This is a genomic window from Streptosporangium sp. NPDC002524, assembly GCF_040295985.1.
Lineage (GTDB): Bacteria > Actinomycetota > Actinomycetes > Streptosporangiales > Streptosporangiaceae > Streptosporangium.
In genome coordinates this window covers 49,250-73,573 of record NZ_JBEOWK010000026.1, presented here as the reverse complement: position 1 = coordinate 73,573, position 24,324 = coordinate 49,250, and the positions used below count along the sequence as shown (strand labels likewise).

The window sequence follows — 24,324 nt, the reverse complement described above, 5'->3', positions numbered from 1 at the left end:
CTGTGCGTCGCGGGCCGCTTCACACGTCATCCCGGGGGGTGAGGGTGAAGGCGAGGAGGATCCCCTCGGCCATGTTCACGTGATGGTCCCCGGGCTCGACCAGGTCCCAGCGCTCGTCTCTGCGGGCGAGCGCCGTGGCCAGTTCGCGGATCGCTGCGTACGGCGGCCGCCGCCGCGTCGCGCGGGCGGCGAGGATCAGCGCGGCCCCCATCTGCTCGGCGGCATCAGGGTGCATGTCCCACTCGACGCGGTCGTGGTTGAAGCGCACCGCCCCGTTGGACACGCTGGCCGCGCCGCCGCCGCCTCTCCAGGCCCCGGGCTCGATCTCGGCGACGCGGTCGGTGATGACGACGTCGCGGCCGGCCGCCTTGTACATGGTGGTCACGACCCGGTCGAGGTCGTCGTCCAGCACCATCGTGCTCAGCCTGTCCACCTTGTCGCCGGAGACGACGCTCAGCACGGCGCCCTTGTTGTAGGCCGAGGGCGAGACGAGCACCTCCAGCCCGTTCACGTCGGAAGGAGTGTTGTAGGCCAGGAGGGGCTCTATGTCGTCCGTGGCGGCCGGGGTCATCCGGGGGATCTCCTGTGAGGGGGTGGAAGCGGCGATGTCACTGAGGGAGCGGAGGTACTCCGCGCGGGTGATGAACGGGTTCTGAGCAGCCGCGGGGATGGTCACACGTCCTCCCGGGCGCGGATCTCGAAGTTCGTCAGGAGCCCCTCGGCCACGGTGATGTGGCGCTCGCCCGGCGCGGCGCTCGGCCAGCCGGGGTCAAGGCTGGTGAGGGTCCGGGCCAGGTCCAGGACCCGGTGGGGGGACGGCTGCCGGCGGGCGGCGCGGGCGGCGAGGATCAGCGCGATCCCGGCCTGCTCGGCCTCGTCGGGCTCCAGCGTCATGTTCACGTCGTCGTCGCCCATGTCGTCGTCATCGTCGTCGACCTGGAAGTGGACCTTGCCGCCGCTGGCGCGGGCCGTGCCGCCGCCGCCCTCCCACAGGTTGGGCTCCTTCTCGGGGAGGCGGTCGGCGACGATCACGTCGCGCCCGACCGCCGTGTACAGCGCGCCCACCAACTGGCCGACGTCGGCGGCGGGGATGTTCTTGCTCTGCCGGGGCCCCGACACGTTCGAGGTGACGCTCAGCAGGGCGGCGCGGCCGCCGGTGGGCGCGAGTGCGGGGCCGACCGTCAGGCTGTTCCCGCCGGGGCTGGTGTGCTCGTACGGCTGCGTCGTCATCAGGGGGTCTCCTTCGAGATGGCAGGGGCGGGGGTGGTGGGGGTGTGGACGATGCGGGTCGCGGTGCGCTGCTCACCGCAGGGCGCGCACAGGGTCGTCCCGTCGACGACCACGAGGCTGGGGTGCCAGAGCTTGGCGTGGCCGCAGGACAGGCGCAGGATGCCGAGCTCGTCGTCGCCCGAGTCGGCGGTCCAGTCGGTCATCTGGGAGCGCTGCAGCGCGAGCGTCAGCCGCTGGTAGGCGATCTTCAGCTCGCGGTCGCTCAGGACGGCCCGCATCACCCGGTGGGCGGCGAGCTCCACCTCCTCGGCGGTCGGCCCGTCCTCGGCGTCCATGACCCGTTGCGCGGCGGCGGCGAGGAGCTCCCCAGCGGTGAGACGGTCATCCTCGCCCAGGACGGCCCGCAGGTCGGCGAGAGCCTGCGGCCACGACTCCCACCGGATGCCCCGGTCGTCGATGTAGGCGACCGCGGGATACTTCTGGTCGGTGACGAGGACGACGTCGCGCCGCGTCCAGAACGTGCCGATCGAGTACTGCAGGCCCTCAGCCATGCGCAGGTCGTACAGGGTGGCGGCGGGGATGCCGTGGCGGATCAGCCACGCGGCGACGGCCTGGAGGTCGTTGCGGGCGGTGAAGATGAACACGGCGTGCTGGCCCATGAGGGTGCGCAGCGCCTCGAGCCCGCCCGGCGTGGGCTCGTCGTAGATGGTGCCGTCGTGCCAGCCCTGCCGGTAGCGGTGGAGGGGCACGTCGAAGTCGATGCCGACCGTGGTGTTCGTCATTCGACGACCGCCCAGTCCTCGGCGAGGAGGTCGCTCTGGCTGGCGACCCATGGGACGAACTCGTCGTTGGCCGTCTTCATCATCAGGTACGGCCGGAACGCGCACACGGTGCCCTCGACCATGCCGGTGGCCTCAGCGGTGTTCTTGTTGATCGGAATGCCGTCCGGGTAGCCCTTCTGGAGGACGACGAACATGCCGTGGCCGTTCCAGCCTTCGCGGGCGACGCGCCGGCCCGCGCGCAGCTGCTCCAGGGCGGCGCCGAACCCGCCGCCGGTGCGGGCCTGCTCCTGGCGGGCCTGCTCCTGCTGGGCCAGCTTGTAGACCAGAGGCACGGTGGGCCCCGCGCCCCTCAGGAGCCACTGCTGGCCGGTGACCTCCCTGAGCGCCTCGCCGAGGATCCGCCAATACTCCTGGACCCTGCCCGGGTAGATGACGAAGCGCTCGGAGAACGTCCGCGCGGCCTCATGGTTCTCGAAGGTGAGCATCAGCTTCGGCGGGTCGGCCCCCGGGGCTGTACCCGGGTCCGCGGTCAGGCCGACGCAGTGCCGGGCGAGGAAGTTCCACACGAGCGGCTCGCGCTGCTTGACGAGGTCGAGCGCGGCCAGCCAAGTGTCCGAAGCCACCGACGCCGAGGGCGCGGGCGGCGCGGCGGCGGCCGGGTCCTGCTGACCGCGCTCGGCCAGCCGCTGCCGCATCCGCTCCTTGATGAGCACCTCGTCGGCCGGAGCCGGGGCGGTCGGCGGAGCGGCGGCCTCGGCGGCGACCCACCATTCCCAGCCGGTGACCTCGGCGAGCACCTGCTCGAGGATCTGCGGGAACCGGCGCTCTCCCTCCTTGCGCAGGAAGAACAGGTTCATGGTGTTGGGGTGGTCGAAGGTGAGCACCATCTTGGACTTGCCGTCGTCGAGGGCCTCGTCCGTACCCACGGAGATGCCGACGCAGTACCAGGCGAGGAAGGCCCATACCCACGGCTCGCGCTGCTTGAGGACGTCGAGGGCCGCCATCCAGGTGTACAAGGGCATCGAGGGCGCGGGCGAGGGCGCGGCCGCGGGGCCGCTCTGGGACGGCTCCGGCGCAATGCGGAACTCGACCTTCCACCGCCGGCCGAAGAACTCGTGGAGCACTTCGGCCAGGAGGGCATGACCGCGCAGGAGGAAGCACTGATCCAGGGCGTCGAAGCTGTCGAACGTGACCCGTACCGTGCGCTCCTCGGCGAAGGCTCCTCCCTCGTCCATGTCGGCCGCGGTGCAGTGCTTCAGGAACAGTTCGCCCATGAGCGGGTAGCGCTTCTCGACGGCGAGGAGGACCTGCGTCCACTTCGGCCTCTGCGTCACGTCCACCCACCCCTCCTCGACGCTCTCCACCGGGGCGGGGTGAGCTGGGGCGGCCTCAGGGGTGCTGCTCTGGGGCGGCTCGTCGGGGGGACGCAGGTCGGCGAACTCCGCCCCGGCGCGGCCGGGCGGCGGCCCGGTGATGGCCAGCACCAGCTCGGCCAGGTGCGCCACCGCAGGCCCGCCCGCCAGGAAGCCGAGCACCGCAGGCCGGCCACCCTGGGGTCGAGTGCTGGCCAGGTGCTGGGCGGCAAGCTCCGCGACCTTCCGGAGCGCCCGCTCCGCGACCCCGGCCCGCCGGTCCTCGACGGCCTGCTCAAGGTCGGCCAGCCGCACCCGGAGGCGCCTCTCCCGCTCCTCCCTGTCACGATCCGTGACCGAAACGGGGGTGGGGGTGCCAGGATTCCCGGGCCGAGAACCCACATCCTCGCCATTGTGGCTACACACAGTCATTTCGGGGGCTCCTTGGGGGGTTGGGGCGTCGATCAGGTCGGTGTGGGGGTCCGGGGGCCCCAGCGGGCTGGTGTCCGGCGTCGTGCGCACGGCCTGCGATGCCGCCGGCCCGCGGTGCACCGGCGGCCACTTCGTCCCGGGCAGCCAAGGCTCCGGCGCGGGCCGCCGCGACCACGGCCACCTCACCAGCCCACCCGCTTGGCCTCGGGGCTGACGTACGGGGCGGCGAGGTCGGCGAGCTCCGGACACGTCCCGCCGGGCGGGGTCACCCAGGTGCCGTCCAGGTGCGCGCCGCACCCGGGGCACTCGCTGTCCGCGGTCGCGCCCGGGTGCCGGGCCAGGACCCGCCGCTTGGCCGCGACCTCGTCCAGGACGCGCGACGGGTCGTGGCGGACGATGTGCTCGTGCTCACCGCGGCCGGTGGTCACCAGGGCCACAGGCGGGTCCCCGTCGTGGTCGGCCGCCTCGGGCGGGTCACCGAGCATCCGCGACCGGCTGTACACCCGCATCCACCTGCCGCTGCGGGACGGCTCGAGGTGCCAGGTCTGCGGGTGGAACCCGCCGTGGCCGATCAGCCTGGCCAGCTGCTCGTCTTCGTCCAGGACCGCGGCGACGAGCACGGCCAGCGGGTTACGGCCGCTCACCCGGTCACCGCGCCGACCGGACCCCGGGAGGCTCCGCCGTCGTCCCAGATGCCCGCGAGGATCGAGATCGTCGGGACGGGCAGGTACTCGTCGTCTCCGTCGCCGTAGTACCCCAGGTGAGCCTCCAGGAGCTTGCGCAGGGCCTCGACCAGGCGCAAGGTGCGGGCGGGGTCGTGGCGGGCGATGTGGTCACGCAGCCCGTCCGGCAGGAAGCCGTCCGACCAGGGGCCGGCGGCCACGGCGATCCCGGCCTCCTCGGTGCGGACGGTGTCGCTGTAGTCCCCGCCGGGCGACCACTCGGCCTCCCCGGCTTCCTCGGCGGCGCCGTGGGCCGTCTCCTCGTCCTCGTCGAGGTGGGCGAGGATCGCGGCCACGGCCGCGCTGGGCTCGCTCACAGGGCGGCCTCCGGAGCGGTCTCCTGGGTGGCCTGGCGGATGGCGTCGCGGGCCTCGGCGAGGAGGTTCCGCAGAGCGACACCCACCAGGAGGCCCCACCCGACACCGACACCCAGGCCGATGAAGAGGGGGCTGGTGTCGGGGCCGGGCACCCGGGCGGCGATCGCCAGAGGCAGGAGCACCGTGGCGCCCACGGAGAAGACGAGCACCAGGCCGTCGCGGATCGGCAGGATCTCGGCGGTGGCCTCGTAGGCGCGGGCGACGTCCGGATCCCCGACGATCCGCGCCAGGATCAGGTGCACCCTGCCGAAGACGATCACCCAGACGGCGCCGAGTGTCTGGGCGAGGACTAGCGCGGTGAGGCTCCCGGGGAAGGTGGCGGCGACGTAGACGGAGGGGAAGAAGAACACCGCGATGTGGATCGTGAGGGTGGCCAGGGAGTCGCGCAGACTGGCGAAGGTGGCGGACAAGGTCGGTTCCTGTTCGGTCAGGGGAGGCGTGGGGTTGGGCTCGCTGGTCACTTCGCGGCTCCATCCGATGCGGGGGCGGGGGCGGGCTCGGCCTGCGTGATGGAGGTGAGCTCCACCAGGACGCCCCGCACCGCCGGGCTGCTGCCGTGGACGTTGCCGAGCGGGCCGAGGACTCGGCCGACCGCCCGGTTGCCGTGCTCGTCGCCGACGCGGATCTCCTCGCCCGTGCGGAACCGGCGGACACACCGGGCCTGGGAGAGGCGGAACCAGCGCGGCGCGGTGAACCCGGCCAGGGGCAGGTAGGCGTCGCACCCCTCGGGGATGGGCGGAGGCGCGACGGCGCCGGCCATCTCCGCCAGGCGCAGGAGGATGCGGGCGGTGGGCAGCGCCAAGGCGAACGCGCCGAGGATGCCGGCGGCGGCCGCGACGGCACCGTCGAACCGGGTGGCGATGACCAGGGGCACGGCGGCCGCCGCGGTGACGGCGTAGGAGATGCTGAGGATCCTGCGGACCGAGCGCCTGGACTGCTCTCGGGGCCGTTCGGCGTCGTTGGCGAGCGCCACCAGGTCCGCGATGACGATCATGGCGATGATCGAGCCCACCACGTAGGTGATGATCACGGCGGCGAGGTTGCCGGCGAACATGTCCTGAGCGAAAAGCGGTGGGACGAGGAGCGTGGTCATCATGCTCAGGACGAGCACGGCCGAGGTCCGGGAGGTCACAGGCGCAGCCTTCTTTTCCGAGGGAAGGTGAGGGGGAGGGGAGGAGGGGGTCACCGCAGGACCCCGATCCTCAGGAGGTGCAGCACGATGCCCATCCCGGCGACGTAGACCGTGAAGGCGAGCAGCGTGATCGGCAGGAACCACCGGCCCATGCCGGGGGCTGCCACGAGGGCGGGGATCAGGATGGTCACCACGGCCACGGCGAGGTAGATGAGGAAGACCTGCCCGTACGTCACGCGGCGGCCTGCCCGCGCATCTCGGGGCCGTCGACGGGGCAGCTCTGGCCGGGCATCAGCGGGTCCTCCTGGCGGCCGCCCGCCGGGCCACCATCAGCGCGGCCGCCGCCACCGCGGCCGCCTTCTCCGCCTCGTCCGCTGCTTTCTCGGCCTCGTCAGCGGAGGCCTGCGCGGCGAGCGCCGACCTCTTGGCCCGGTGGAAATGACCCACCGAACTCACGACCGCCGCGACCGACGCGAACAGCGCGGCCCAGGTCACCACATCCCAGCCCATGTCACTCCACCCCCGCAGCGGCGAGCGACGGCTGACCAGCCGCGCCCGGGTTTGAGGGCTCCTTTGAGGAACCCTTCGGGGCGTGCAGCACGAACGCCTGCTCCAACTCCCGAGCCTGCGTGGACAGCTCCGTGCCGTCGTCGAGCACCGCGTGGGCCCGGAACCGCAGAGTGCCGCGCGGCTCGTCCGGGCTCATCGGGAAGGGCATGACGTAGGACACCCACACCCGCCGCACCCCGGCCGGCATCCGCGCCGTGACCGACTCGCCGGTCATCCACTGGTGGGCGATGTCCTCCAGCCACCGCGGCGTGGCCCGGCTCACCGCGGTGAACGCCGCCCACTCCGGCCGGTACCCCGGCACGTCGCTGTAGGTCTCACACAAGGTCGCCAGCGCCGTGCACAACCCATGACGCCATCCCCGGTACCGGGCCCGCTCCGCTGCCCACGCAGCCGAGTCCGGCATCCCCCGCAGACTCTCGTGAGCGACCACGGCCCGCCGGTACTCCTCCAGCAGCCGCCGCTCGGACGCGACCCGGGCCAGCACCCGCGCCGGCCGGTTCCCCACGGCGTGCGCGACCGCCTGGTAGGCCATCGGCGCGGTCATCACGTCCCAGTCCTCGTCGGTGACCTTCTGGGCCGCGTCCTCGACCTCCGCCAGCCGGGCGGCGTAGAACTCGACCATCGCGGCTTCCTGCTCCCGACTGCTGCTCATCAGGGCCTCCACTCGTACCGGTAGCCGGGGTGGGTGTGGAACGCCACGGCGAACTCGCGGAGGGTCGTCTCCAGGTCCACGGCCAGGTGCTGGGTCAGCAGCCCGCCCAGGCCGTCCGACAGGAGGTTCAGCTGACGCAGGTATCGGGTGATCACCGCGCGCTGAGCGGCGACCATCGCCAGAGGGACGGCCGGGGTGTGCCCGCACAGGTCGCACCCCTCCGTCCCGTGGTTGCGCTCGACCCCGGTGAACTCAGCGAGCCGCGCCTCGAGGAACGCGGCCATGTCCGGCCCATCCGCGGCCGGGGCTCGGTCCGGCTCCCAGCGGGGCGGGAACGTCAGAGCGAACGCGGCGAACCCGGCGCGGGCGTCGCCGTCCAGGACGGCGCGCGTGTACTCGGCGAGCCGCGCCCGGGGCAGCCACCGCCTCTCCCGGTGCGGGTGGCCGACCGTCCACCCCAGCGACTCCCACCGGGCGAACGCGATCCCCGCCGACGACCCCAGCTCATCGGCCCGGCCGAACCACTGGTCGAGCCCCAGAGCCGTCACGCTGACCGTGGGGTGCAAGGCCACGATCGCCTCGGTCAGCTCCGCCCGGGTACCCATGTGCGTCGGCGACTCCAACACCGACGTCCACCGGACGTACAGGTCCTCCGGCCCCCGGTTCACCTTGATGATGCAGTTCCCCATGGCTCACACACCCCCGCCCGCCAGCGCGTTCCGCGCCGGGATCATGAAAGGAATCAGGTCCGCGTTCCGCGCCGCGTCGTACATGGGCCCGCGGCCGCCGCCCGGGTGGGCCATCTGCCAGAACGACCCGATCGACCCGCCATCAGCGACCAGCCGGGCGGCGGCCTCGGGCCGGTACCCGTCCGCGGCGACCAGGTGCGCCACCAACTCGGCCTCAGTCGCGAACACCGGCGTGCACGGCGCCGGGTCACCGGCGGTGTTCCACAGCTGCCAGCCATCCCCGGCCGGCGGCTCGGTCGCCTCCCATTTCTCGGCGGCCTCGCGCTGGCCCGGCCACACCTCGAGCGTCGCCTCGCCCCCGCACGTCTCGCAGATGCCCCACGTCTCCGGGTCCAGGCCGCCCGCGCCGAGGATCGCCGCCACGGCGTGACCCCGGTCGACGTCGTCGTGCCGCCCCTCCCGTGGGGGGCGACCAGCCAACCCGCCCGTCAGCGCCTCGATGTCCTCACCCGGCCGCCCGACCGGGCGGCGCTTGACGGCCCGCAGGTACGGGTGCATCGGCACAGACCGGCCGACCTCCCGCGTCCGCCGCACCGCGGCCGCCCCCGTCTCATCCGGCAGCAACATCAGCAGGTGAACGATCGACTCCAGCCACGCCCGCGACGGAGCCACCCCGTGCTCGCACGCCGGACACCGCCGCTCACACAGGTGCTCCGGCATCACGTACCCCGACCACACCTGGCCGAGCGGCGCATCGAAGTCCAGGGGGACCCGGCGAACCTCGCGACTCACCGGCCCCGCCCCCGGCCCCGGCCGCGCTGCTCCACCAGAGCACCGATGACCCGGCCGACGACCCGCTTGTACCGCAGCACCGTCTGCCTCGGCCCGCGCGCCGTCAGCACGTACGTCCGCCAGACCAGCCCGCGATCGTGCTGCAGCTCCACCGACAGGCCCAGGCGCCGCCCGTACAAGACCGCCCGCCGGGCGAACCCACGCGACCGCAGCCCCGTCGCGAACCCGAACCGAACCCCGAACTGGGCGCCCGCCACCGCGGCGTCGAGCGGCGCCTCGGCCCACACGTGCCGGCACCGGAAGCACCGGCGGATCATCCGATCCGGCAGCGCCCTCTTCTCCACCAGCAGTAGCCCGGGACCCCACGTGGGCCTCAGCTCATCGCGCGCCGGCCGATACTCCGTCGACGCCGAAGGATGGCCACACTTCGGGCACGGCCCGCCGTACGAAGGCAACACCTCAGGCATCGGCGGATCAGCCACAGGGACAGCCGCAGGGGGGGACTTCGCCACGTAGATCTACTTCCTCTCCTCACCGGGGAGAGGAGTGGAGCACATTTCCGAGTTAACGTCGCGCCGCATCCAAACGGCCCCCACACCAGCCACAACACCCACACACACGAAGGGCCCGGACCAACCGGCCCGAGCCCCACACGCACCCCACAGCCCCGCACACACCCCCTCGCACGCGCGCCCGCGCGTAGACCCCTCCCGAAACGCTCGAAACCGTGGTGGAGGGGAGGGGGAGGGGCGGGGTTCAGGAAAGAGGCATGGCTTGCTTGCGGAGTTGAGTGAGGAGGTTCTTCGCGCGGCTGACGGGGACTCCCATGAGGTCGGCTATCTCCTCCCAGGTGCGCCCGTTGGCTCGGGCCTGCTCGATGATGGCTACCTGGTCGACGGCGAAACTCCAGCGGGCTCTCACGAGGAGGAGGAGCCCGTCGTCGACGTCCTGGTCGTTGGTGGGCGGGAATACTCCGTACTGGTCTGGCTCCCTGATCCGACGTACGGCGTCGCCGCAGGCTATGAGTCCGTCGAGCGGGCCCATGGCGTAGTCGTCGAACTTCTCGGCGAGCCTCTTGGGCATCTCGTCGCCGTGGCGTTCGGTGAGGCGGCGGGCTGCCTGGTGTTCCCTGTCGCGTCGGGTCATGTTCAGATGCCCATCCGGTCGTTGATCCGTACAGCCATCTCTCGGGCCAGGCGGCCGAGGGGCTCGTCCTTGTACTCGCCCGCGAGCTCGTCGAGGAGCGCGGCCACGACGTGCGCTTCCCCGGCGTCGAGCAGGGGAAGTTGGCCCTTGCCCCCCGCCCTGTCCATCCAGTTGCGGAGGAAGATCTCGTATTCGTTGCGGGGGATGGGCTGTCCGCTCGAGTAGTCCCGTATTGAGGCGGTGACGGGCGGGGCGGTGTTGTCGGACTTCATGATGTGGTGTTCCTCTCTGGGGTGGTGATGCCGAGCTTCTCCAGCACTGCGGGCAGGTCCTCGATCTTGACCAGGACCTCCCGGGTTCCTTTCTCCTGGGGCGGGCCGACGATGCCGCACTGCTCCAGCAGGTCCAGCAGTCGCGCGGCCTTGGCGAACCCGACCCGGATCTTCCGCTGGATCCTCGGGGCCGACGTCTGCGAGAGGCGGGCAACCGCCGCGGCCGCCTCGATCAGCAGGCCGCGGTCGTCGCCGATCTCGGCGAGCAAGCCACCGCCGGGCACCTCCCCGGCGAGCAAGCCACCGCCGGGCACCTCCCCGGCGAGCTTCTCGACCAGGGCCAACCAGTCTGCGGTCAGGGTCTGCGGCGGGCGGGGGGCGGTGCGGGCGCCGAGCGCGAGCGGCTTCAACGGCTCCGGCAGGTACTGGGCCAGCCATCGCAGTTGCTCGTTCTGCTGTTCCATGACGAGGAGGTGGCGGCGCAGCTCGTCGCGGAGGTCTCCAAGGCGGCGCATCTCGAAGTCGAAGTTGGTCTTCATCTCGGCGGCCTGGGCGGCGGTGGCGGCCTCGGCCTGGGCGATGCGCGGGGCGGCTATCTCCTCGGCGCGGTGCTCGATGTAGGCGTGGAGGTTGGCGGTGGCCTCGTGAAGCGTGGTGGCGAGGTCGCGCGGGTCGGCGGTCATGGTGCGGCGTCTCCGGTGGGGGCGGCGGGAGGTTCGGGGAGCAGGGCGACGGCGGCGGCACGGCGGCGGCCGTCGCGCAGGTCGTACAGGGCCGTCGTCGCGGGGGAGGCATGGCCGGCGAGCTCCTGCGCGGTGGCGAGGTCGACGCCGGCGTCGAGGAGTTCACCCACGAAGGTGCGGCGGAGGTCGTGGGGGTTGATGCTGGCGTCGACCCCGGCTTGGGTAAGGCGCGCGTCGAGGATGTCGGCGATGCCCTGCGGTTGGACGTGCACGGCCCGGCCCTCGCGCATGCGGATCTTGGGCCCGTTCGCGCGGGATCCTCGGTTGAAGCGGGGGAACAGGGCGCCGGGTCCGCGGCCTCGGCGGGCGAGCCACTTCTCCATGCGGATGACGGCGTACGGGGCGAGGTTGACCTCGCGCTGCTTGTTGCCCTTGCCGATGACCCGCAGCGTCTTGGTGCGCGGGTTGTAGTCGGCCATGGTGACGTCGGCGGCCTCGGCGCGGCGGACGCCGGTGGAGACCAGGGTGGCGATGAGCGCGCCGTCGCGGAGCCCGGCCAGGGTGGTGGCGGGTTTCTTGGTGTCGGCGTCGCAGGCGTCGAGGATCAGGCCGATGGTCTCGATGGGCACGTGCTGGCCGACCGGAAGGCGGGTGCCCTTCACCTCGGGGACTTTCTGCGCGCGCTCCTTGTCCTCGGCGGTCATCTGTTCGAGCTGCCACGCGTGTTCCAGGACCTTGCGCATGGCGACGAGGTGCTTGTTGACGTAGTTGGTCGACCAGGGTTCGCCCTTCTTGGTCTTCTGCTCCTGGAGCAGGACGCGCAGCCGCACCGTGTGGGTGTAGCGCAGCCGGTGCCAGTGGAAGCCGGCGCCGGTGATGGTCTTGTCCGTGGTGGGCCGGTCGCAGAGGATGCGGGCGAGCCGGTCGAGGCAGCCGCGCATCGTACGGCGTGACTCGGCGCTGTCGAGGCTGTCGAGGTAGACCCGGTAGGGGTCGGTCGCGGGGTCGTAGTCGTAGCCGGGCCCGGCGGGCAGCAGTTCGCCGCCCGCCGGGACCAGCTCCGGGAGAGTGTCCGTCACGGTGAGTCCACTGCTCCGGCGATCTTCCGGACCTTGCAGATCTCACACGGCCCGGGGTCTTCCTCGGTGGGGATGTAGGACGTCACCCCGCTGATCGCGCCGCACGAGCACCTGAACCCGACGCCGCACCAGTGCTCGAGGTGCCCGGCGTGGGAGCCTTCGAGCTCCCGTTCTTCGCCAGGCAGGGCGGGCATGGTCTTCTCCCCGTGGGCGACCGCGCGGCGCTCCCACTCCTGCCACGCCTCGGTTTCGGCCTCGAGCGCGGAAGTCTGGCGGGCCTGGGCCCGCTGCGCCATGCGCTCCTCCCAGGTGCTCACTGGTCGTCCTTGACGTACTCCATGTGCCACGTCGGGTGGTGGGGGGCGGGCTCGGTGTGGCCGTCGAGGAGCACCAGGAGCCGGGCGTCGTCGAACCCGACGATCGTGCCGGGCTTGCCGTCCGCGACGACGCGGGCGCCGAGCTGGGCGGGCACGTCGTAGTAGGAGCTGATGTAGGCGGCCTGCTCGGCGGCGCGGTGCACGACGTCCTGCACGTCGGACATGTGGGCGTCGAACCTCTCCCACACGGCGTAGTCGTCCCACGGCGGGGTCGGGTCCATCTGCCCGCACAGGCACGAGCCGATGTAGAGGGGCCGCCCGGCTTCCTCGGAGGAGGCTGGGGCGATGTCGATGATGAGCCGGTGGGCGCGGCGGTCCACGAGCTCGTCGTCGATGTAGTACGGCCGGTCGGTCATGTGGGCGTCCTCTCTCGCGGGCGCAGGGTAGCGAGGAAGTCGCTCAAGCTCTCGGGAGCGGGGACGGCGAACTCTTGGGCCAGCCGGGTGTTGAGGTCGGCGAGGAACGCGGTGAAGAGGGGAGCGCTGCCTCGGGCGATCCGCCCGGAGATGGAGCCGAAGCCTTGGACTCCGGCGGCGTTCAGCTCGGCCCGGGTGAGCAGGACCCGCCCCCGGCCGGGGAGGTCGTCGTCGGTGGCGAGGGTGACGGCGCCGTCCTCGTCGAGCACCACGGCGGTGTAGTCGCCGTCCGGCGCCAGGACGGCGCGGGCCAGGACGTGGGTGACGTGCGGCGGGCGGGCGTGCGTCCAGGTGGCGGCGAGGTAGGCGTTCACGTCGGCCAGGAGCGGGTCAAGGATCTCCCCGCTGCCTCGAGCGAGCCGCCCGCCGGAGTCGGCGATGAAGCGGACCCCGGCCTCGTCGAGGTCGGCGCGGCACAGCGCGATGCGGCCGGCCCCGCCGGTGAGGAACGCGTCGGGGGTGGTGAGGGTGATGTGGCCGCTGTCGTGGACCACCAGGACGGTGCGGGGTCCGCTGACGGCCAGGGCGGAGGCGTGCTTGCGGGTGATCAGCGGCGGGTTCTTCCGCTTGCCGCGCCGCCGCGCCATCACGCGTTCTCCCAGTCCCACGTCAGCCCGTACCGCACGTTCTCGTGCGGCTCCTCGTGGCCCGCGTACAGGGTGCAGGGGACCTCCCCGCGGTAGGGAGGCCCGGGGAGGTCCCACGCCGGGCACGCCTGGCCGTCGCGGCTGGCGGCGTTCTCCAGCTCGTCCAGCTCCTCCTCGCGGAGCTGCTCCTCCTTCTCCTGCTGCAGGGCGGCCCGGCGCGTGTCCCAACCGCGTTTCGCGGCCTCCGAGCGGCGCGCCTTGATCGCGGCCCGCTTCTCGACCTGCTCGGGCGAGGCCAGCCACGCCTCGTGGCGCTGCCTCTCGTACGCGAAGAAGTCTTGGGCGCCACGGACGATCGCGTCCATGACGTCGTGGGCCGTCGCCGGGATGGCGGCCGCCGGGCAGATGTGGCCGATGGGCTCGGCGGAGATCGTGGTCACCTGTCCGGCGTGGCCCGGGTCGTTGTTGATCCGCACGGCGGGGACGCAGCCGCACGGGTAGCGGGTGATGTAGACGCCGTACCTTCCCGGCTCGGCGAGCTCGGCGGCGCGGTCGGCGACGAGCCGCCGGTGCGCGAAGTCCTGGATCGAGGCGGACGTGAGGCCGAGGTCGGTCCGGGTGACGATCGTGCATCGCGGAACGCCGAGGGCGATGAGGGTGTCTTTGAGGTGTTGGGTCGCGGGGTTCATGGTCAGGCCGGGAGCGGGCGGTGGCGCTGGGTGCGCGAGGCGGAGCAGATGATGCTGCCGGTCGAGGTGGCGAACCAGGGACCCGACTGGGGGTCCTCGTCCACCTCCAGGCCGCAGTAGCCGCACATCGGGAGGTGGACCGTGGGCTCGTGCATCGGGGGATCCTTCCTGAGTTTCCTGGGGCGTTGAGCAGCCGGTTCGGGTCCATCGCATAGACGCGGGTGGGCTGCTCCCCTGATCTTAGCGAATTACCTGTGGGAATCTGGATTCCCGTGGGTAATTCACTGGGGAAGATGGAGCTCGATTTCCGAACATATGTTTTCCTATGAGGCTCCGAGCAGGGGTCATGTGCTCGTGGCGGCCCGCTGACCTCGGGGGACGGCGGGACAGCCGATAGCGCTACCCGCCGGTAGTATTCGCGGGCTCGACAGGACCGCCGGGAAGATCGAAAGCGCTGAGAGCCTCCGAGGGCCTCTGACTTCCATGCGCGACCAATGTCACGCGGCGCGTCGAGTTCGGCCGCCAACGACCATTACAGAGCCCCGATTTCGGCGCCGAAACGGCGGGAATCGCATAGGACAACCTTCAACTATTTCACCGCTCGAAAGTACTCCCCCAGCTGCATACATGGCGTAATACCGCGCGGGTACACTCCCGGCATGGCGAAAGACAAAACCTCCGTGAGCCTCGACCCCTGGGTGCTGGCGCTCGCACGCGGCCACGCCGAGGGCACTGGCGTCTCGGTGTCCACCCTCATCACCCGCGGCATCCTGCGGGAGATCGCCGCGACCCACGACCCGCGCGCCCGCGCCGTCGTCTACGGCGAGGCCGCCGTCCCGGGGCAGGAGGCCGACGAACACGCCATGGCCGAGGACATCGCCCAGGCCGTCGACGAGCGCCGCGCGGGCGGGGCCGCCGCGTGAGCGATCACCGCTTCGGCGAACTCTGGGCGGTCCAGCTCGGCGACCGCCAGGAGGTCCGGCTCATCGTGAGCGGGGATTTTTATCACACCTTGTACGGCGACAACGTGCTCACCGCGCACGTGGAGCCCGCCGACATGGCCGCCACCCTCACCGCGTTCGTCATCGACGTCGGCGACGGCCAGGCCGCGATGCTGGACCGCATCTCCACCGTGGCGACGGCCCGGTTGAAGGGCAAGGTCGGCGACCTCGGCGAGCGGCAGCTCGCCGCGGTGCGCGGCATGATCGGCACGATCTTCGGCATCACCGGCGCCGGCTGATCACGAAGGCAGCGGCGGCTCCGGCAGCGGCGGTTCGCTCGAGCCGACGTTCGGCTCCGGCGGCGGGGCCTCGGTGGGCTCCGGCGGCGGCGCGGCGGGCGTCTCGTACGGCTCCGGGGGCCTGCTCGGCTCCGGCAGGGAGGAGCCCGGCTCCGGCGTCGGCTCCAGCGTCGGGGTGGGCTCCGCGGTCGGCTCCAGCGTCGGCGTGGGCTCGGGCTGCGGCGTCGGCTCCAGCGTCGGGGTGGGCTCCGGAGCCGGAGTGGGCGTGGGGGTCTGCGTCGACTCCAGCGAGATCTCGGACGAGGCCGGGGCGGGCGTCTCCAGCTTCGCGCTGACCGTCACGGTAGGAACCGGAGCAGGGTGTGGGAGCGAGGCCTTGACCGACGCGGAGATCTGCGCGGAGGGCATGGTCACCGGCGGCGTGCTGATCGGATAGGTGGGACGCGTCGACGGCGCCGGCGCCGGCACCGCCGTGGGCCCCGGGGTCGGCGTCGCGACCTCGGACGGGACGACCGGCACATCCCACGAGGGCACCGGCGCCCACGGCGCCACCGAGTCTTCCGGCGTCATCTCGTCCGGCACCCAAGCCACCTGCGCGATCTCAGGGTCGCCGGGCCCGAGCGCGGTCGGCGCCTGGGCGGGGGGACGCAGCCTCTCCTCGATCATCGCCACGACCGGCGTCGTGGTGGCCACCCCTACCCCGGCCACGAACGTCGCGGCGGCAGGTGCGGACACCCCGGCGACGAGCTGGACGCTGGTGATGGCCGAGGCCGCGAACTTCGTCACCGCGGCGGTGACGGGCCCGCTGCTCGCCGTCCAGCCGGTGGCGCCCAAGGCCTCCACGGAGCCGACCGTGGTGACCGAGCCGACCGTGCCGAACCCGCCCAGGGTGGCCACCCCGTCCAGGGTCGCTACGCCGTTCGCAGGTGCGCTGAGCGACTCCAGCGTGGTGCGGACCGCCAGCCACATCGGGCCCAGGACCGCCGCCGCGCCACTGAAGCGGGCACCCATCCGGTACAGGATCTGCCCCAGCTTGCGGGCCCGGTTGGCGGCGCGCTCACGGACCCGGGCCGGCATTTCCTCATCGGCGGCGACGAGCCGCAGCCGCTTCTCGGAGTTGGACAGCATCTCGTCGATGCTGCTGCCACCCCCCTTGGTGGCATGGTTGGAGACCCAGGACTTCGACCTGTCCACGACGCGGGCGATCACCTTGGCCGGGATGCCGCGGCCCTGCTTGTAGAGGCGGGCGACCTCCCAGTCCTCGAACCTGCTGAGCAGATCGTTCTCGCGCTGGATGACTTCCCGGCGGCGCCGGATAGCGCGCAGGAGCTCGAAGCCGTCAGCGCGGGGATCGTGACTCGCCAACAGGACGAGATCGAGAAGCAGGTCGGCGGCCGCGTCCGGGTCTTCGGGGTTCAACGCGCTGAGCTCCGTCAAGGAAGGGGGGGAGATGCTCGGCTGTCGGGGCGCCCGCTCAGAGGCTCGCCGCCACCGCTCATCGTGGCCATATGTGTTTGGGTAAGTGCTTTCTGCTGCCTTGGTCGCCTGGAGTATCCACTGTGGGCGTTGATCCTGTCCTTATTTGAGGAATGATGTCAACTGTGGCTCGCCAGTACGGTCAGCTGTGTACTCTAGGCGTCCGTCGCGGCGCGTGGGATCGGCGCTGCTCTCAAGGTAGGAGGTAAGACGGTTGGCGACATTCGCTGAGCGTCTGACCCGAGCCACGTCCGAGGCGAACATCTCGGACAGGCAGATCGCGCGGGACCTCACCGCGATGGGCATTAAGACCAGCCACGGCTACATCGGGCAGCTCAAGAGGGGCGAGGCCACCAACCCGGGGCTGGAGCTGGTGACGGCGCTCGCGGGGATTCTCCACAAGACGGTCGGCTGGCTGGCCGGCGAAGACGACGCCCAGGTGCCCGACGCCATCCAGGTGCTCGACGACCTCCAGGAACTCGCAGCCGCCCAGACGCCCGACGACATCCAGGCTGCTCAGGTGCGCAAAACCATGGAGGACCTGGGCGTGCTCAACATCGCCCAGCGCACGCTCGGCCTGTCCCAGCTGAGCTTGACCGCGATCGCGCAGATTATCGAACAGGCCCGAATCGTCGAGGGACTCGAGGGACAAAACCCCACCGATCCAAAAAATCGCGGGTAGTCTGACCGGGCTTATCGCCCGGAAAGGCCTATTTCTGACGTGCGGATTCCCCCGGCCGTGTCGGCTGCCCTGGATCTCGTCCCAGTCCCCCACCACCCGTTCGACTTCGAGGAGTACCTCCGCCGAGTCGAGGCGGCTCGGGGCCGACGCGTGTACCTGCACGACCTGCCCGCCGCGGCGGTCGGCGCGATCTGCGGGCTGTGGATCGCCACCGCTGGGGGCGATCACATCTTCGTCGCGCCCGGCGCGGTCGGCCTGCTGCGCGTCAACATCCTGCTGCACGAGATCAGCCACATGCTGCTCGGCCACGGGAAAGTCACCGGGGATGTCGGAGCGGCGCTGACGCAGCTGCTGAACGGCGGCGGCCAGGCCGAGGGCGTGCTGGCCCGCTCGCGCTACGACACCCACGAGGAACGGCACGCCGAGATGCTCGCGGCGCTGATCCTCACGCGCGCCAGCCAGCCGGAGCAGGCCGGCCAGGGCGATGAGCTGTCGATGCTCGGAGATGTCATGGGATACCCGATGGGTGGTGACCGCGCGTGAGCGTGGCCGATTGGATTGTGCTGGTGTCGCTGTGGGGCATCTCCGCGTGGCGATTGCCCGCGGCGTTGCGCTCCCACCGGCACCGGATGCTGTGGGGCGCGTTCACCGCGCTCGCCGTCTCCCGCGTGTTCAGTGCGAACCCAGTGGTGGAGTGGATGATCGGGTGGACGGGCGGGGAGTGGGCGACGCTGTTTCGCCACCTGAGCGGCCTGCTGTCGGCCGCGTCGCTGCTGGCGTTCGTGGAGTCGATCACCCGTGGGGCCGGCGGCCGGTCGCGGGCCCGGTGGATCTGGCCGGCGGCCGCCGTGGTGACCAGCGTGCTGGTGGCGATGTTCTGGGCGCGCGGCGCCCGTATCTACTGGGTCGAGGGGCAGCCGGGCGAGACCGCCACGGCGGGCCGTATCTACCTGCTGGTGTTCGACGCCTGGCTCATCTACTGCCTGGGCGCGGCCGGGGTGCTGTTCGCCCGGTTCGCCCGTACGGCGCCGAAGCTGCTGAAGATCGGGATGATCGTCTCGGCGATCAGCATGGCGGCCGGGGTGATCAACCGCGGGCACGTCATGGTCGTCAACCTGGCCGACCTCATCGTCCCCCAGTGGCAGGCGACCGAGTCCGGTCTCCTGCACGGCATCACGTTCGTCATCACCGTGGTGGGCATCTGCGTGGGCACGTCGATCTCCAAGTTCCCCGCCCTCATCACCAACGTGAAGCAGCGGGCCACCCTGCGGGACCTGCGTCCCCTGTGGGCGGCGCTCGTCGAGCGGTATCCGGCCGTCGCGCTCGGCATGACCGGGTCGGTGCAGACGCGGCTGTATCGGCGGGCGGTCGAGATCGGCGACGGCATGCTGCTGCTGACCGCCGTGATCCCGCCGCCCACGGACGGCGACCCCGACCGGGTTGCGGCGTGGGTGGCTGACGCGCTGGAGACGGCGGCGGCCGGCGGCGGGTCGAGTCAGCCGTACGGGACGATCCCGGGACCGGCCTCGCGAGGCGACAACAACGACGGCCAGGCCGACGACGAGATGAGCAAGGAGCTGCAATGGTTGCGACAGGTGGCGGCGGCGTACAAGAAGCGCGGCGCGGCGAGCGGGGCGCGCGTGTCCTGACCGAGCTGTTCGCGCCCGCGCACTTCGTGATCGGCCTGCCCCTGGCGGTCGGCGCGGTGACGTCCGGGTGGTCGGGGCTGGGGTGGGGGGCGCTCGCCGCCGTCCTGTGCGGGGGCATCCCCGCCATGGTGATCGCCACCGGGGTGAAGTCGGGCCGGTTCAACAACCGGCACGTCACCGAGCGGTCGCAACGACCGTGGCTGGTCGGCGTCATCGTCGCCCTGGTCCTCGCCGCCCTCGCGCTGCTCGCCGCGCTGGGAGCTCCGTGGGTGATGGTCGCGTGCGTGACCATCATGCTGGTCACCCTCGCCGTGGTCGGCCCGATCACCCTGGCGTGGAAGATCTCGTTTCACACCGCCGTCGCCGCCGGGTCGGTGGTGATGCTCGCCCACCTCCTGTCGGCCGTCCCGGTGTACGTCGTCGGCGTGCTCCTGGTTGCCGCGATCGGCTGGTCCCGAGTCGTCATCCGGGACCACACCCCCGCTCAGGTGACCGCCGGGGCGATCGCCGGCGGGGGTGCGACCTGGGTGACGCTCGCGCTGATGCTCTAACCCCGGGTGGCCGCCGCCCACGTGAGGCGGCCGACCAGGCCGTCCTGGTCCAGGCCCTCGGAGCGCTGGAACACCACGGTGGTCGCCCGGGTCATCGGCCCGAACTGGCCGTCGACGGCGATGGTGAACTTGTGGGCCCGCATCAGCTTCTGCCACGTCTCGACGTCGCCGCCCTGCATCAGGGGACGGCCGGGCGTGTAGGACAGGACCCGGCCCGGCCACGCCGGGCCGGGGTTGCCCTTGCCCGGCGTGGCCGGCTTCGCGGGCGGCTTCGGGTTCCCGCCGACGACGGCCGGGGCCGGGCAGCCGCGCTCCACCCAGCCGTACAGGATGTCCCCCGGGCACGAGGTGGCGTACCCGTCGCGGTGCCCACGGATCTCCTTGCCGGCGCCGTGCTCGCGGAGGTAGGTGATCGCGTCGCGGATCCCGAGCAGCATCCCCGCGGTGGGCTGCACCAGGCCCCGGGAGCCGAGCAGCGCGTTGATCGCGTAGTGCCCGGTGTTGAGGCCTTTCCCGTTGGCCGCGGACAGCATGCCGGGACCGCGGCCGATGAACATCTTGCGGTGCGGGCAGACCAGCACGTTGTAGGCGATGTCGTCCCAGTCGTTGTTGTCCTGGTGCTGGATCTGGATCGAGCGGACCAGCTGGAAGCAGCGGTCGCAGTTGTCGACCAGGGCCGGGTTGACGTAGGACCCGACGTAATGGATCTTCACGCCCCGCGCGCTGGGCAGCGGGGTCAGAGGGTCCCGCGGCTGGCGCGCTCCCCATTCCCGCCTGGTAACGATCTCCACCATGGCCGCTCCCCCGTCCTCGAGCCCCCGATAGGCACAGGTGGGGAGAATGCCGGGATCAGGGGTTAACGTCGCCTCGGGGAACGGCGAAGGGGCGCCCGCCGTACGTACGGCAGGCGCCCCTCGAGGCCGCAGGCTGATCGGGTCACGAGTCCCTCGTGATGATGCGGGGCCCGAACACGAACACGACTACACCCCCTCGGAAGGCGGCGAGCTCGTCGGGGCGGGCAGGTCCACGATCTTCTTGCCCTGCTCTGCGTTGGCGGCCAGGACTGCCCGGATGCACGCCGTCTCGATGCCGAGAATGACACCGGCCATGTACCGCTTGCCGCGGGGCGTGAGCGGCACGGTGGTCTTGAGAGCAGTGACCCCGTCGATACCGGCCCACTCGGGGTCATCAGGGTGAATGCCGACGCTGAACAGGAGTGTCGCGCCTCGGCCTTCCGAGGAGAGAGCACGGTAGTCGCGGCGGGCGCGGTGCCAGGCCCTGCGGTTGCGGACCAAGGTCCGGAGGTAGCGGATCACGGTCATTGGGAGCCTTTCTCAGGGTCGAGCGTGGTCGAGTGCGGTGGGCGGGAGCCAGCCGGCGCGGATGCGGAGCGCGGTGATGAGCGGGGAGTCGACGAGCCAGGCGTGGGGGTCGTGGAGCATCTCGTCTTCCTCGCCTCCGTTGAAGACGATGGAGTCGTAGGCGAGGGTGTCGGTGTCGGGGAGGGCGGCGGAGTTCATCTCCGTGACGATGAAGGCGGCGCGGTCCCAGAGCCAGACGAGGAGGCGCCGGCAGTAGTCGACGTCCATGGTGGCGATGGTGTGGGCGACGCCTTCGCGGTCGATCCAGATGTCGGCCTGGTCGACGAGCCCGAACCAGGAGTTGGTCATGCTGCTCCTTGAAGCGGGGCGGCGCGGTGGGCGCCGCCCCTGGGGCGGGTGGTCGGTCAGGCCGGGGTGGTCGGGTCGCTGGCTGCGGTGCGGGCTGCGGCCACGTGCTGGTCGATGAGGTACCGGACGTTGGCGTGCCGGTAGTTGCGGACCAGGTGGGCGACCTGCTCGCGGAGACCGGCGTCGTTGATCTTGGCGGCGGTCCTGCTGGCGCTCTCGCGCACGTGCTCGGCCAGGTCTGCCGCAGAGAGGCCGAGGTGCTCGGCGTAGGTGGCGAGGCTGCCGAGGTTGGGATGGGTGCAGGCGAGCACCACCAGGTCGTGCAGGAGCCGGTTGCGGTAGGTGAGAAGCTCGCCGATGACGACGCGCACGACGGGGGCGCCGGGGGTGCTGTTGGCCACCCGGAAATCGCGGATCTGGATCATCTCCGTGGCCAGCCTGAGGCCGGGGATGTTCAGGGTCATCATCAGGTCGGCGTTGTCTTCGGGGCCGGAGTCCCAGACGGCCAGCTCCGCGAGGGCAGGGCAGTAGAGCGGGTTGTCGTCGGCGAGGTGGCCAAGGGTCTCCTGCGCTGATACGAGCACTGCCTCAATGTCGTTGAAGTCCCGGATGACGCAGTCGTCGGCGTTCTTCTCGAGGGCGCTCCACTGAGCGTCGGTCAGGACCACAGGGCGGGTGTCGATCATGGGAACTCTCTTTCGGATCAGGCGGCGAGGAGGTGGTCGGACTGGGGGATCTCGCGCTTGGCTTCGGTGGCGGCGGCCTCGACGCGCTCGCGCCAGGCCAGGGCGAACGTCTGGCAGTTCGCTTCGGACTTGTGGGTGGTGGAGCCGCACTGCGTGGGGGTGCGGCGGCCCCCGTAGGACCAGGCCATGGAGTCGGCGGTGACGAGGTAGCGGCCGTAGCGGCGGATACCGGCGAGCTTGACGCCGAAGCCGTGCAGGGGCAGGTCGAGCTGGGCGAGGGTGCGGAAGATGTCGCCGATCTCGGCGGTGGCCTGGCGGCGGCAGACGGAGCCGACCCCGACGATCGGGTAGTCCTCAGCGAGGCGGACGCCGTGCTCGGCGTACAGGGCGACGCAGGCGAGGTACTCGTCAACGGTCCAGCCCTGGATCACGGGCATGACGGGGCATTCGGGGGCGTCGCTGTACTGCGGCCACAGCTCGACCAGGCGCAGGAAGTTCTCGACGGTGCGGCGCTGGTGCTCGGCGACGGTGAGGCCGGTCTTGGCGAGCATCCACGGCTCACACATCCAGTCCTGCGGGGCAGCCCAGTCCAGGTCGGTGATCTCGTTGTCGTAGCGGGCCAGCGCGGCGACGTACTCCTCGGGGGAGGTGACGAACTCGTGGTAGAGGGACAGCTCGGTGAACGCGCCGGAGTCGATCGCGATGTGCCGGTGGACGGGCCACTCGAAGGTGGGGAGGGTCTTGTACGCGGCGAGGATCCGGTGGGAGAGGAACAGGCTCACCCCGGCCGGTGCGGTGCGGATCCAACTGGGGCGGTGGGTGCCGAGGTAGAAGTGCAGGTCCTTTTCCTCGTCGCAGATCACGGGGGTTCCCTCCCTCCGGGAAGTGGAGGCGGCGCCGTGCGGCGCCGCCTCGGGGGCGTGGTCAGGTGGTCCGGGCGACCAGGTGGTCCGGGCGACCGCGTGGGGCGCGGTTGGGGTGGGTCAGAACGGCGGGGCGAGGACCTGATCGGCTTCGGCGGGCGCCGGGGCGGGGGTGCGGTAGTTGCTCGTGATCTTGAGGTTGCCGATGCTGCGCTCGTTGACGGTGACGCACTCCAGCGGGTCGAACTCGTCGAGCCAGGTCTCCGGGAACTCCGTGATGTAGTCCTCGACGGCGGCGGGGTCGTCCGCGATGTTCTCGGGGACGTAGACGGTCATGGTCACGGTGTGGTCGGTCTCCTCCGTGACCTCGAAGGTGACGTCGATGGCCACCTCGGCGGGCTCGGCCTCCTCCTGCGGGGGCTCGGCCGCCACGGGGGCGGGGGCGGGCTGCTCGGTGGGCTTGCCGGTCTCGGGGGCAGCAGTTCCGGCGCGGCGGACCAGGGTCACGGCGCGGGTGTCCCAGGTGCGGGCCATGAGGCGGGCCGTCAGGTTGGTGCCGCGCGAGACGCTTCCAGAGGTGATCTGCACGGTGAGGGTGATCCGGCTCTTGTCCGTGACGATCCCGGTCCGGCTCGAGGGGCCGCCCTTGTCGGGGGTGATGAACCGCAGCTCGTCACCGACGTTCACTTCGGCGAAGTCGATCACTTGTCCTCCCCCTCCTCGGCGCCCTCCTGGTCGTCGTCCGCCTCTTCCTCCTCTTCGACCACCTGGCCGTCCATGACCGTGATCGTGATGACGTGGCCGGGCTCCTCGCCCAACTGCTCAAGCTCACCGGTGAAGGTCCGGCCGGTGCCGTGCGCGGCGAGGATCTCCTCCAGCTCCCGAGTGAGGGCGACGAGCTTGTAGGGGAACTTCATGACGGGGCGCAGGGAGGTAGCGACGTCGGCGCCGTCGATCTTCTCGATCTCGTAGGCGAGGTGGGCCAGGGGCATGTTGTAGCGCTCGACGTAGAAAGCCTGGTTGTGGAACAGGTTCGTGCTGGTCGGGGGGATGTCGGCGAGGGGGATGGGCGGGTTGATGGCGAGCTCGCCGGTGAGTCGGAAGTGGTAGCTCACGGGGTTCCTTCCAGGGGCCCCGCCCCCGGTGCGGCCGGGGGCGGGGCGTTCAGGAGTGTTCGGGGGTGTTCGGGGGTGTTCAGGTCTGGGTGTTGGTGCTGATGGCGGCGAGCTGGTCGGCCAGGACCTCGGCCGGGTCCTGGCCGGAGGTGGTGAGCAGCGCGCACAGGTCGGCGAACAGCAGGCGCGCGGCGGTGGCCCGGTAGAGGGACTCGGGCATGTTGCGCAGGCCGTCCGGGGAGCGGGTGGCGTCGAGGTTGTCGGCGTAGTAGTCGAGGGCGCGCAGCCCGTCCCTGGCCTGCTGGTGGAGGGCTTCCTTCCGGGCTTCGGCGGCGCGGGCCTTGCTGTGCGCGCTGGTGGCGCGGAGGACGAGATCCCAGTCGATGTCGGCGGTGCTCATGGTGGTCCTTCCG

Annotated in this window: 38 protein-coding genes; 6 read left to right on the top strand and 32 right to left on the bottom strand. The window is 71.4% G+C overall.

The annotated features are described in order from the left end of the window. Positions 1–19: 19 nt before the first annotated feature. The 23 genes from ABT053_RS34420 to ABT053_RS34310 all read right to left on the bottom strand — a co-directional run bounded on the left by ABT053_RS34420 (position 20) and on the right by ABT053_RS34310 (position 14,134). Entirely contained in the window at positions 20–676 is a 657-nt protein-coding gene (locus tag ABT053_RS34420) for a hypothetical protein (RefSeq protein WP_350974897.1), read from the bottom strand. Next, positions 673–1,230, bottom strand: coding sequence for a hypothetical protein (locus tag ABT053_RS34415; RefSeq protein WP_350974895.1), 558 nt, complete (start codon positions 1,228–1,230; stop codon positions 673–675). Before ABT053_RS34415 ends, ABT053_RS34420 begins: the two co-directional genes overlap by 4 nt. Beyond that, complete coding sequence (locus tag ABT053_RS34410) at positions 1,230–2,012, bottom strand: hypothetical protein (protein ID WP_350974892.1); 783 nt, start codon at positions 2,010–2,012, stop codon at positions 1,230–1,232. Before ABT053_RS34410 ends, ABT053_RS34415 begins: the two co-directional genes overlap by 1 nt. After that, on the bottom strand, positions 2,009–3,679 hold the full coding sequence (locus tag ABT053_RS34405) for a Thoeris anti-defense Tad2 family protein (protein ID WP_350974891.1): 1,671 nt from the start codon (positions 3,677–3,679) through the stop codon (positions 2,009–2,011). Before ABT053_RS34405 ends, ABT053_RS34410 begins: the two co-directional genes overlap by 4 nt. A gap of 299 nt (positions 3,680–3,978) precedes the next feature. Further along, the gene (locus ABT053_RS34400) at positions 3,979–4,440 is read right to left on the bottom strand and encodes a DUF6221 family protein (RefSeq protein WP_350974889.1); all 462 of its coding nucleotides are present in this window, start codon (positions 4,438–4,440) and stop codon (positions 3,979–3,981) included. After that, positions 4,437–4,835, bottom strand: a complete 399-nt coding sequence (locus ABT053_RS34395) for a DUF6221 family protein (protein ID WP_350974888.1) — start codon at positions 4,833–4,835, stop codon at positions 4,437–4,439. Before ABT053_RS34395 ends, ABT053_RS34400 begins: the two co-directional genes overlap by 4 nt. After that, a complete protein-coding gene (locus ABT053_RS34390) occupies positions 4,832–5,356 on the bottom strand; it encodes a hypothetical protein (RefSeq protein WP_350974887.1) in 525 nt (174 codons plus the stop codon). Before ABT053_RS34390 ends, ABT053_RS34395 begins: the two co-directional genes overlap by 4 nt. Beyond that, positions 5,353–6,027 (bottom strand): hypothetical protein, encoded by a 675-nt coding sequence (locus ABT053_RS34385; protein WP_350974885.1) that lies wholly within the window; start codon positions 6,025–6,027, stop codon positions 5,353–5,355. Before ABT053_RS34385 ends, ABT053_RS34390 begins: the two co-directional genes overlap by 4 nt. 50 nt (positions 6,028–6,077) lie before the next feature. Continuing rightward, a complete protein-coding gene (locus tag ABT053_RS34380) occupies positions 6,078–6,263 on the bottom strand; it encodes a hypothetical protein (RefSeq protein WP_350974884.1) in 186 nt (61 codons plus the stop codon). A gap of 55 nt (positions 6,264–6,318) precedes the next feature. After that, positions 6,319–6,537 carry a hypothetical protein gene (locus tag ABT053_RS34375; RefSeq protein WP_350974882.1) on the bottom strand — a complete coding sequence of 73 codons (219 nt, stop codon included), beginning with the start codon at positions 6,535–6,537 and terminating at the stop codon, positions 6,319–6,321. 1 nt (position 6,538) lies between these two features. Next, on the bottom strand, positions 6,539–7,249 hold the full coding sequence (locus ABT053_RS34370) for a DUF6221 family protein (RefSeq protein WP_350974880.1): 711 nt from the start codon (positions 7,247–7,249) through the stop codon (positions 6,539–6,541). Next, positions 7,249–7,938 (bottom strand): DUF6221 family protein, encoded by a 690-nt coding sequence (locus tag ABT053_RS34365; RefSeq protein WP_350974878.1) that lies wholly within the window; start codon positions 7,936–7,938, stop codon positions 7,249–7,251. The genes ABT053_RS34370 and ABT053_RS34365 overlap by 1 nt, the downstream gene beginning before the upstream one ends. A 3-nt stretch (positions 7,939–7,941) precedes the next feature. Further along, positions 7,942–8,730 carry a hypothetical protein gene (locus ABT053_RS34360; RefSeq protein WP_350974876.1) on the bottom strand — a complete coding sequence of 263 codons (789 nt, stop codon included), beginning with the start codon at positions 8,728–8,730 and terminating at the stop codon, positions 7,942–7,944. Then, complete coding sequence (locus ABT053_RS34355) at positions 8,727–9,074, bottom strand: hypothetical protein (protein WP_350974875.1); 348 nt, start codon at positions 9,072–9,074, stop codon at positions 8,727–8,729. The genes ABT053_RS34360 and ABT053_RS34355 overlap by 4 nt, the downstream gene beginning before the upstream one ends. Positions 9,075–9,486: 412 nt before the next feature. Continuing rightward, positions 9,487–9,876, bottom strand: coding sequence for a hypothetical protein (locus tag ABT053_RS34350; protein ID WP_350974873.1), 390 nt, complete (start codon positions 9,874–9,876; stop codon positions 9,487–9,489). Positions 9,877–9,878: 2 nt separating this feature from the next. Beyond that, positions 9,879–10,148 (bottom strand): hypothetical protein, encoded by a 270-nt coding sequence (locus tag ABT053_RS34345; protein ID WP_350974871.1) that lies wholly within the window; start codon positions 10,146–10,148, stop codon positions 9,879–9,881. Further along, positions 10,145–10,831, bottom strand: coding sequence for a DNA translocase FtsK (locus ABT053_RS34340; RefSeq protein ID WP_350974869.1), 687 nt, complete (start codon positions 10,829–10,831; stop codon positions 10,145–10,147). The genes ABT053_RS34345 and ABT053_RS34340 overlap by 4 nt, the downstream gene beginning before the upstream one ends. Then, the gene (locus ABT053_RS34335; protein ID WP_350974867.1) at positions 10,828–11,910 is read right to left on the bottom strand and encodes a tyrosine-type recombinase/integrase; all 1,083 of its coding nucleotides are present in this window, start codon (positions 11,908–11,910) and stop codon (positions 10,828–10,830) included. The genes ABT053_RS34340 and ABT053_RS34335 overlap by 4 nt, the downstream gene beginning before the upstream one ends. Next, the gene (locus tag ABT053_RS34330; RefSeq protein ID WP_350974866.1) at positions 11,907–12,227 is read right to left on the bottom strand and encodes a hypothetical protein; all 321 of its coding nucleotides are present in this window, start codon (positions 12,225–12,227) and stop codon (positions 11,907–11,909) included. The genes ABT053_RS34335 and ABT053_RS34330 overlap by 4 nt, the downstream gene beginning before the upstream one ends. Next, positions 12,224–12,643, bottom strand: a complete 420-nt coding sequence (locus ABT053_RS34325; protein ID WP_350974865.1) for a hypothetical protein — start codon at positions 12,641–12,643, stop codon at positions 12,224–12,226. Before ABT053_RS34325 ends, ABT053_RS34330 begins: the two co-directional genes overlap by 4 nt. After that, positions 12,640–13,290: a hypothetical protein gene (locus ABT053_RS34320; RefSeq protein WP_350974863.1), complete on the bottom strand. Its 651-nt coding sequence runs from the start codon at positions 13,288–13,290 to the stop codon at positions 12,640–12,642. Before ABT053_RS34320 ends, ABT053_RS34325 begins: the two co-directional genes overlap by 4 nt. After that, complete coding sequence (locus tag ABT053_RS34315; protein ID WP_350974861.1) at positions 13,290–13,979, bottom strand: hypothetical protein; 690 nt, start codon at positions 13,977–13,979, stop codon at positions 13,290–13,292. The genes ABT053_RS34320 and ABT053_RS34315 overlap by 1 nt, the downstream gene beginning before the upstream one ends. 2 nt (positions 13,980–13,981) lie before the next feature. Next, positions 13,982–14,134, bottom strand: coding sequence for a hypothetical protein (locus ABT053_RS34310; RefSeq protein ID WP_350974859.1), 153 nt, complete (start codon positions 14,132–14,134; stop codon positions 13,982–13,984). A 504-nt stretch (positions 14,135–14,638) separates the two neighbouring features. Between ABT053_RS34310 and ABT053_RS34305 the strand changes: the two genes are divergently transcribed. Together ABT053_RS34305 and ABT053_RS34300 are read left to right on the top strand one after the other, a co-directional pair. After that, a complete protein-coding gene (locus ABT053_RS34305; protein WP_350974857.1) occupies positions 14,639–14,902 on the top strand; it encodes a hypothetical protein in 264 nt (87 codons plus the stop codon). Beyond that, positions 14,899–15,219 carry a type II toxin-antitoxin system PemK/MazF family toxin gene (locus ABT053_RS34300; protein ID WP_350974856.1) on the top strand — a complete coding sequence of 107 codons (321 nt, stop codon included), beginning with the start codon at positions 14,899–14,901 and terminating at the stop codon, positions 15,217–15,219. The genes ABT053_RS34305 and ABT053_RS34300 overlap by 4 nt, the downstream gene beginning before the upstream one ends. Here the strand turns inward: ABT053_RS34300 and ABT053_RS34295 are convergent, their stop codons facing one another. Beyond that, positions 15,220–16,638: a hypothetical protein gene (locus ABT053_RS34295; protein ID WP_350974855.1), complete on the bottom strand. Its 1,419-nt coding sequence runs from the start codon at positions 16,636–16,638 to the stop codon at positions 15,220–15,222. It lies immediately after the preceding gene. 271 nt (positions 16,639–16,909) lie between these two features. Here ABT053_RS34295 and ABT053_RS34290 point away from each other — a divergent pair, with 271 nt between their 5' ends. Genes ABT053_RS34290 through ABT053_RS34275 form a run of 4 tightly spaced genes read left to right on the top strand, consistent with a single transcriptional unit; the run spans position 16,910 to position 19,577 of the window. Then, on the top strand, positions 16,910–17,377 hold the full coding sequence (locus ABT053_RS34290) for a hypothetical protein (protein WP_350974854.1): 468 nt from the start codon (positions 16,910–16,912) through the stop codon (positions 17,375–17,377). A 57-nt stretch (positions 17,378–17,434) separates the two neighbouring features. Continuing rightward, the gene (locus tag ABT053_RS34285; protein ID WP_350974853.1) at positions 17,435–17,920 is read left to right on the top strand and encodes a hypothetical protein; all 486 of its coding nucleotides are present in this window, start codon (positions 17,435–17,437) and stop codon (positions 17,918–17,920) included. A gap of 2 nt (positions 17,921–17,922) precedes the next feature. Continuing rightward, positions 17,923–19,026 (top strand): MAB_1171c family putative transporter, encoded by a 1,104-nt coding sequence (locus ABT053_RS34280; RefSeq protein WP_350974851.1) that lies wholly within the window; start codon positions 17,923–17,925, stop codon positions 19,024–19,026. After that, positions 18,960–19,577 (top strand): phosphatase PAP2 family protein, encoded by a 618-nt coding sequence (locus tag ABT053_RS34275; protein ID WP_350974850.1) that lies wholly within the window; start codon positions 18,960–18,962, stop codon positions 19,575–19,577. The genes ABT053_RS34280 and ABT053_RS34275 overlap by 67 nt, the downstream gene beginning before the upstream one ends. On the opposite strand, the gene ABT053_RS34270 is transcribed toward ABT053_RS34275, so the two are convergent. The 8 genes from ABT053_RS34270 to ABT053_RS34235 form a co-directional block, all read right to left on the bottom strand. Further along, a complete protein-coding gene (locus ABT053_RS34270) occupies positions 19,574–20,371 on the bottom strand; it encodes a peptidoglycan recognition protein family protein (protein ID WP_350974849.1) in 798 nt (265 codons plus the stop codon). The genes ABT053_RS34275 and ABT053_RS34270 overlap by 4 nt on opposite strands. Before the next feature lie 186 nt (positions 20,372–20,557). Beyond that, the gene (locus ABT053_RS34265; RefSeq protein WP_350974847.1) at positions 20,558–20,899 is read right to left on the bottom strand and encodes a hypothetical protein; all 342 of its coding nucleotides are present in this window, start codon (positions 20,897–20,899) and stop codon (positions 20,558–20,560) included. A gap of 12 nt (positions 20,900–20,911) precedes the next feature. Further along, on the bottom strand, positions 20,912–21,247 hold the full coding sequence (locus ABT053_RS34260; RefSeq protein WP_350974845.1) for a hypothetical protein: 336 nt from the start codon (positions 21,245–21,247) through the stop codon (positions 20,912–20,914). Between the two features lie 56 nt (positions 21,248–21,303). After that, complete coding sequence (locus ABT053_RS34255; RefSeq protein WP_350974843.1) at positions 21,304–21,933, bottom strand: hypothetical protein; 630 nt, start codon at positions 21,931–21,933, stop codon at positions 21,304–21,306. A gap of 17 nt (positions 21,934–21,950) precedes the next feature. Next, entirely contained in the window at positions 21,951–22,796 is an 846-nt protein-coding gene (locus ABT053_RS34250) for a deazapurine DNA modification protein DpdA family protein (protein WP_350974842.1), read from the bottom strand. Positions 22,797–22,916: 120 nt separating this feature from the next. Next, positions 22,917–23,501: a hypothetical protein gene (locus ABT053_RS34245; protein WP_350974840.1), complete on the bottom strand. Its 585-nt coding sequence runs from the start codon at positions 23,499–23,501 to the stop codon at positions 22,917–22,919. Continuing rightward, entirely contained in the window at positions 23,498–23,911 is a 414-nt protein-coding gene (locus ABT053_RS34240) for a DUF6205 family protein (RefSeq protein WP_350974839.1), read from the bottom strand. The genes ABT053_RS34245 and ABT053_RS34240 overlap by 4 nt, the downstream gene beginning before the upstream one ends. Positions 23,912–23,990: 79 nt before the next feature. Then, a complete protein-coding gene (locus ABT053_RS34235; RefSeq protein ID WP_350974837.1) occupies positions 23,991–24,311 on the bottom strand; it encodes a hypothetical protein in 321 nt (106 codons plus the stop codon). Between the last annotated feature and the right edge of the window lie 13 nt (positions 24,312–24,324).

Bases quoted from the DNA above. Each gene is read 5' to 3' on its own strand.
- ABT053_RS34415 (WP_350974895.1), bottom strand. From the start codon at position 1,230: ATGACGACGCAGCCGTACGAGCACACCAGCCCCGGCGGGAACAGCCTG.
- ABT053_RS34410 (WP_350974892.1), bottom strand. From the start codon at position 2,012: ATGACGAACACCACGGTCGGCATCGACTTCGACGTGCCCCTCCACCGC.
- ABT053_RS34375 (WP_350974882.1), bottom strand. From the start codon at position 6,537: ATGGGCTGGGATGTGGTGACCTGGGCCGCGCTGTTCGCGTCGGTCGCG.
- ABT053_RS34370 (WP_350974880.1), bottom strand. From the start codon at position 7,249: ATGAGCAGCAGTCGGGAGCAGGAAGCCGCGATGGTCGAGTTCTACGCC.
- ABT053_RS34365 (WP_350974878.1), bottom strand. From the start codon at position 7,938: ATGGGGAACTGCATCATCAAGGTGAACCGGGGGCCGGAGGACCTGTAC.
- ABT053_RS34350 (WP_350974873.1), bottom strand. From the start codon at position 9,876: ATGACCCGACGCGACAGGGAACACCAGGCAGCCCGCCGCCTCACCGAA.
- ABT053_RS34345 (WP_350974871.1), bottom strand. From the start codon at position 10,148: ATGAAGTCCGACAACACCGCCCCGCCCGTCACCGCCTCAATACGGGAC.
- ABT053_RS34340 (WP_350974869.1), bottom strand. From the start codon at position 10,831: ATGACCGCCGACCCGCGCGACCTCGCCACCACGCTTCACGAGGCCACC.
- ABT053_RS34325 (WP_350974865.1), bottom strand. From the start codon at position 12,643: ATGACCGACCGGCCGTACTACATCGACGACGAGCTCGTGGACCGCCGC.
- ABT053_RS34320 (WP_350974863.1), bottom strand. From the start codon at position 13,290: ATGGCGCGGCGGCGCGGCAAGCGGAAGAACCCGCCGCTGATCACCCGC.
- ABT053_RS34315 (WP_350974861.1), bottom strand. From the start codon at position 13,979: ATGAACCCCGCGACCCAACACCTCAAAGACACCCTCATCGCCCTCGGC.
- ABT053_RS34310 (WP_350974859.1), bottom strand. From the start codon at position 14,134: ATGCACGAGCCCACGGTCCACCTCCCGATGTGCGGCTACTGCGGCCTG.
- ABT053_RS34305 (WP_350974857.1), top strand. From the start codon at position 14,639: ATGGCGAAAGACAAAACCTCCGTGAGCCTCGACCCCTGGGTGCTGGCG.
- ABT053_RS34275 (WP_350974850.1), top strand. From the start codon at position 18,960: ATGGTTGCGACAGGTGGCGGCGGCGTACAAGAAGCGCGGCGCGGCGAG.
- ABT053_RS34270 (WP_350974849.1), bottom strand. From the start codon at position 20,371: ATGGTGGAGATCGTTACCAGGCGGGAATGGGGAGCGCGCCAGCCGCGG.
- ABT053_RS34265 (WP_350974847.1), bottom strand. From the start codon at position 20,899: ATGACCGTGATCCGCTACCTCCGGACCTTGGTCCGCAACCGCAGGGCC.
- ABT053_RS34260 (WP_350974845.1), bottom strand. From the start codon at position 21,247: ATGACCAACTCCTGGTTCGGGCTCGTCGACCAGGCCGACATCTGGATC.
- ABT053_RS34255 (WP_350974843.1), bottom strand. From the start codon at position 21,933: ATGATCGACACCCGCCCTGTGGTCCTGACCGACGCTCAGTGGAGCGCC.
- ABT053_RS34235 (WP_350974837.1), bottom strand. From the start codon at position 24,311: ATGAGCACCGCCGACATCGACTGGGATCTCGTCCTCCGCGCCACCAGC.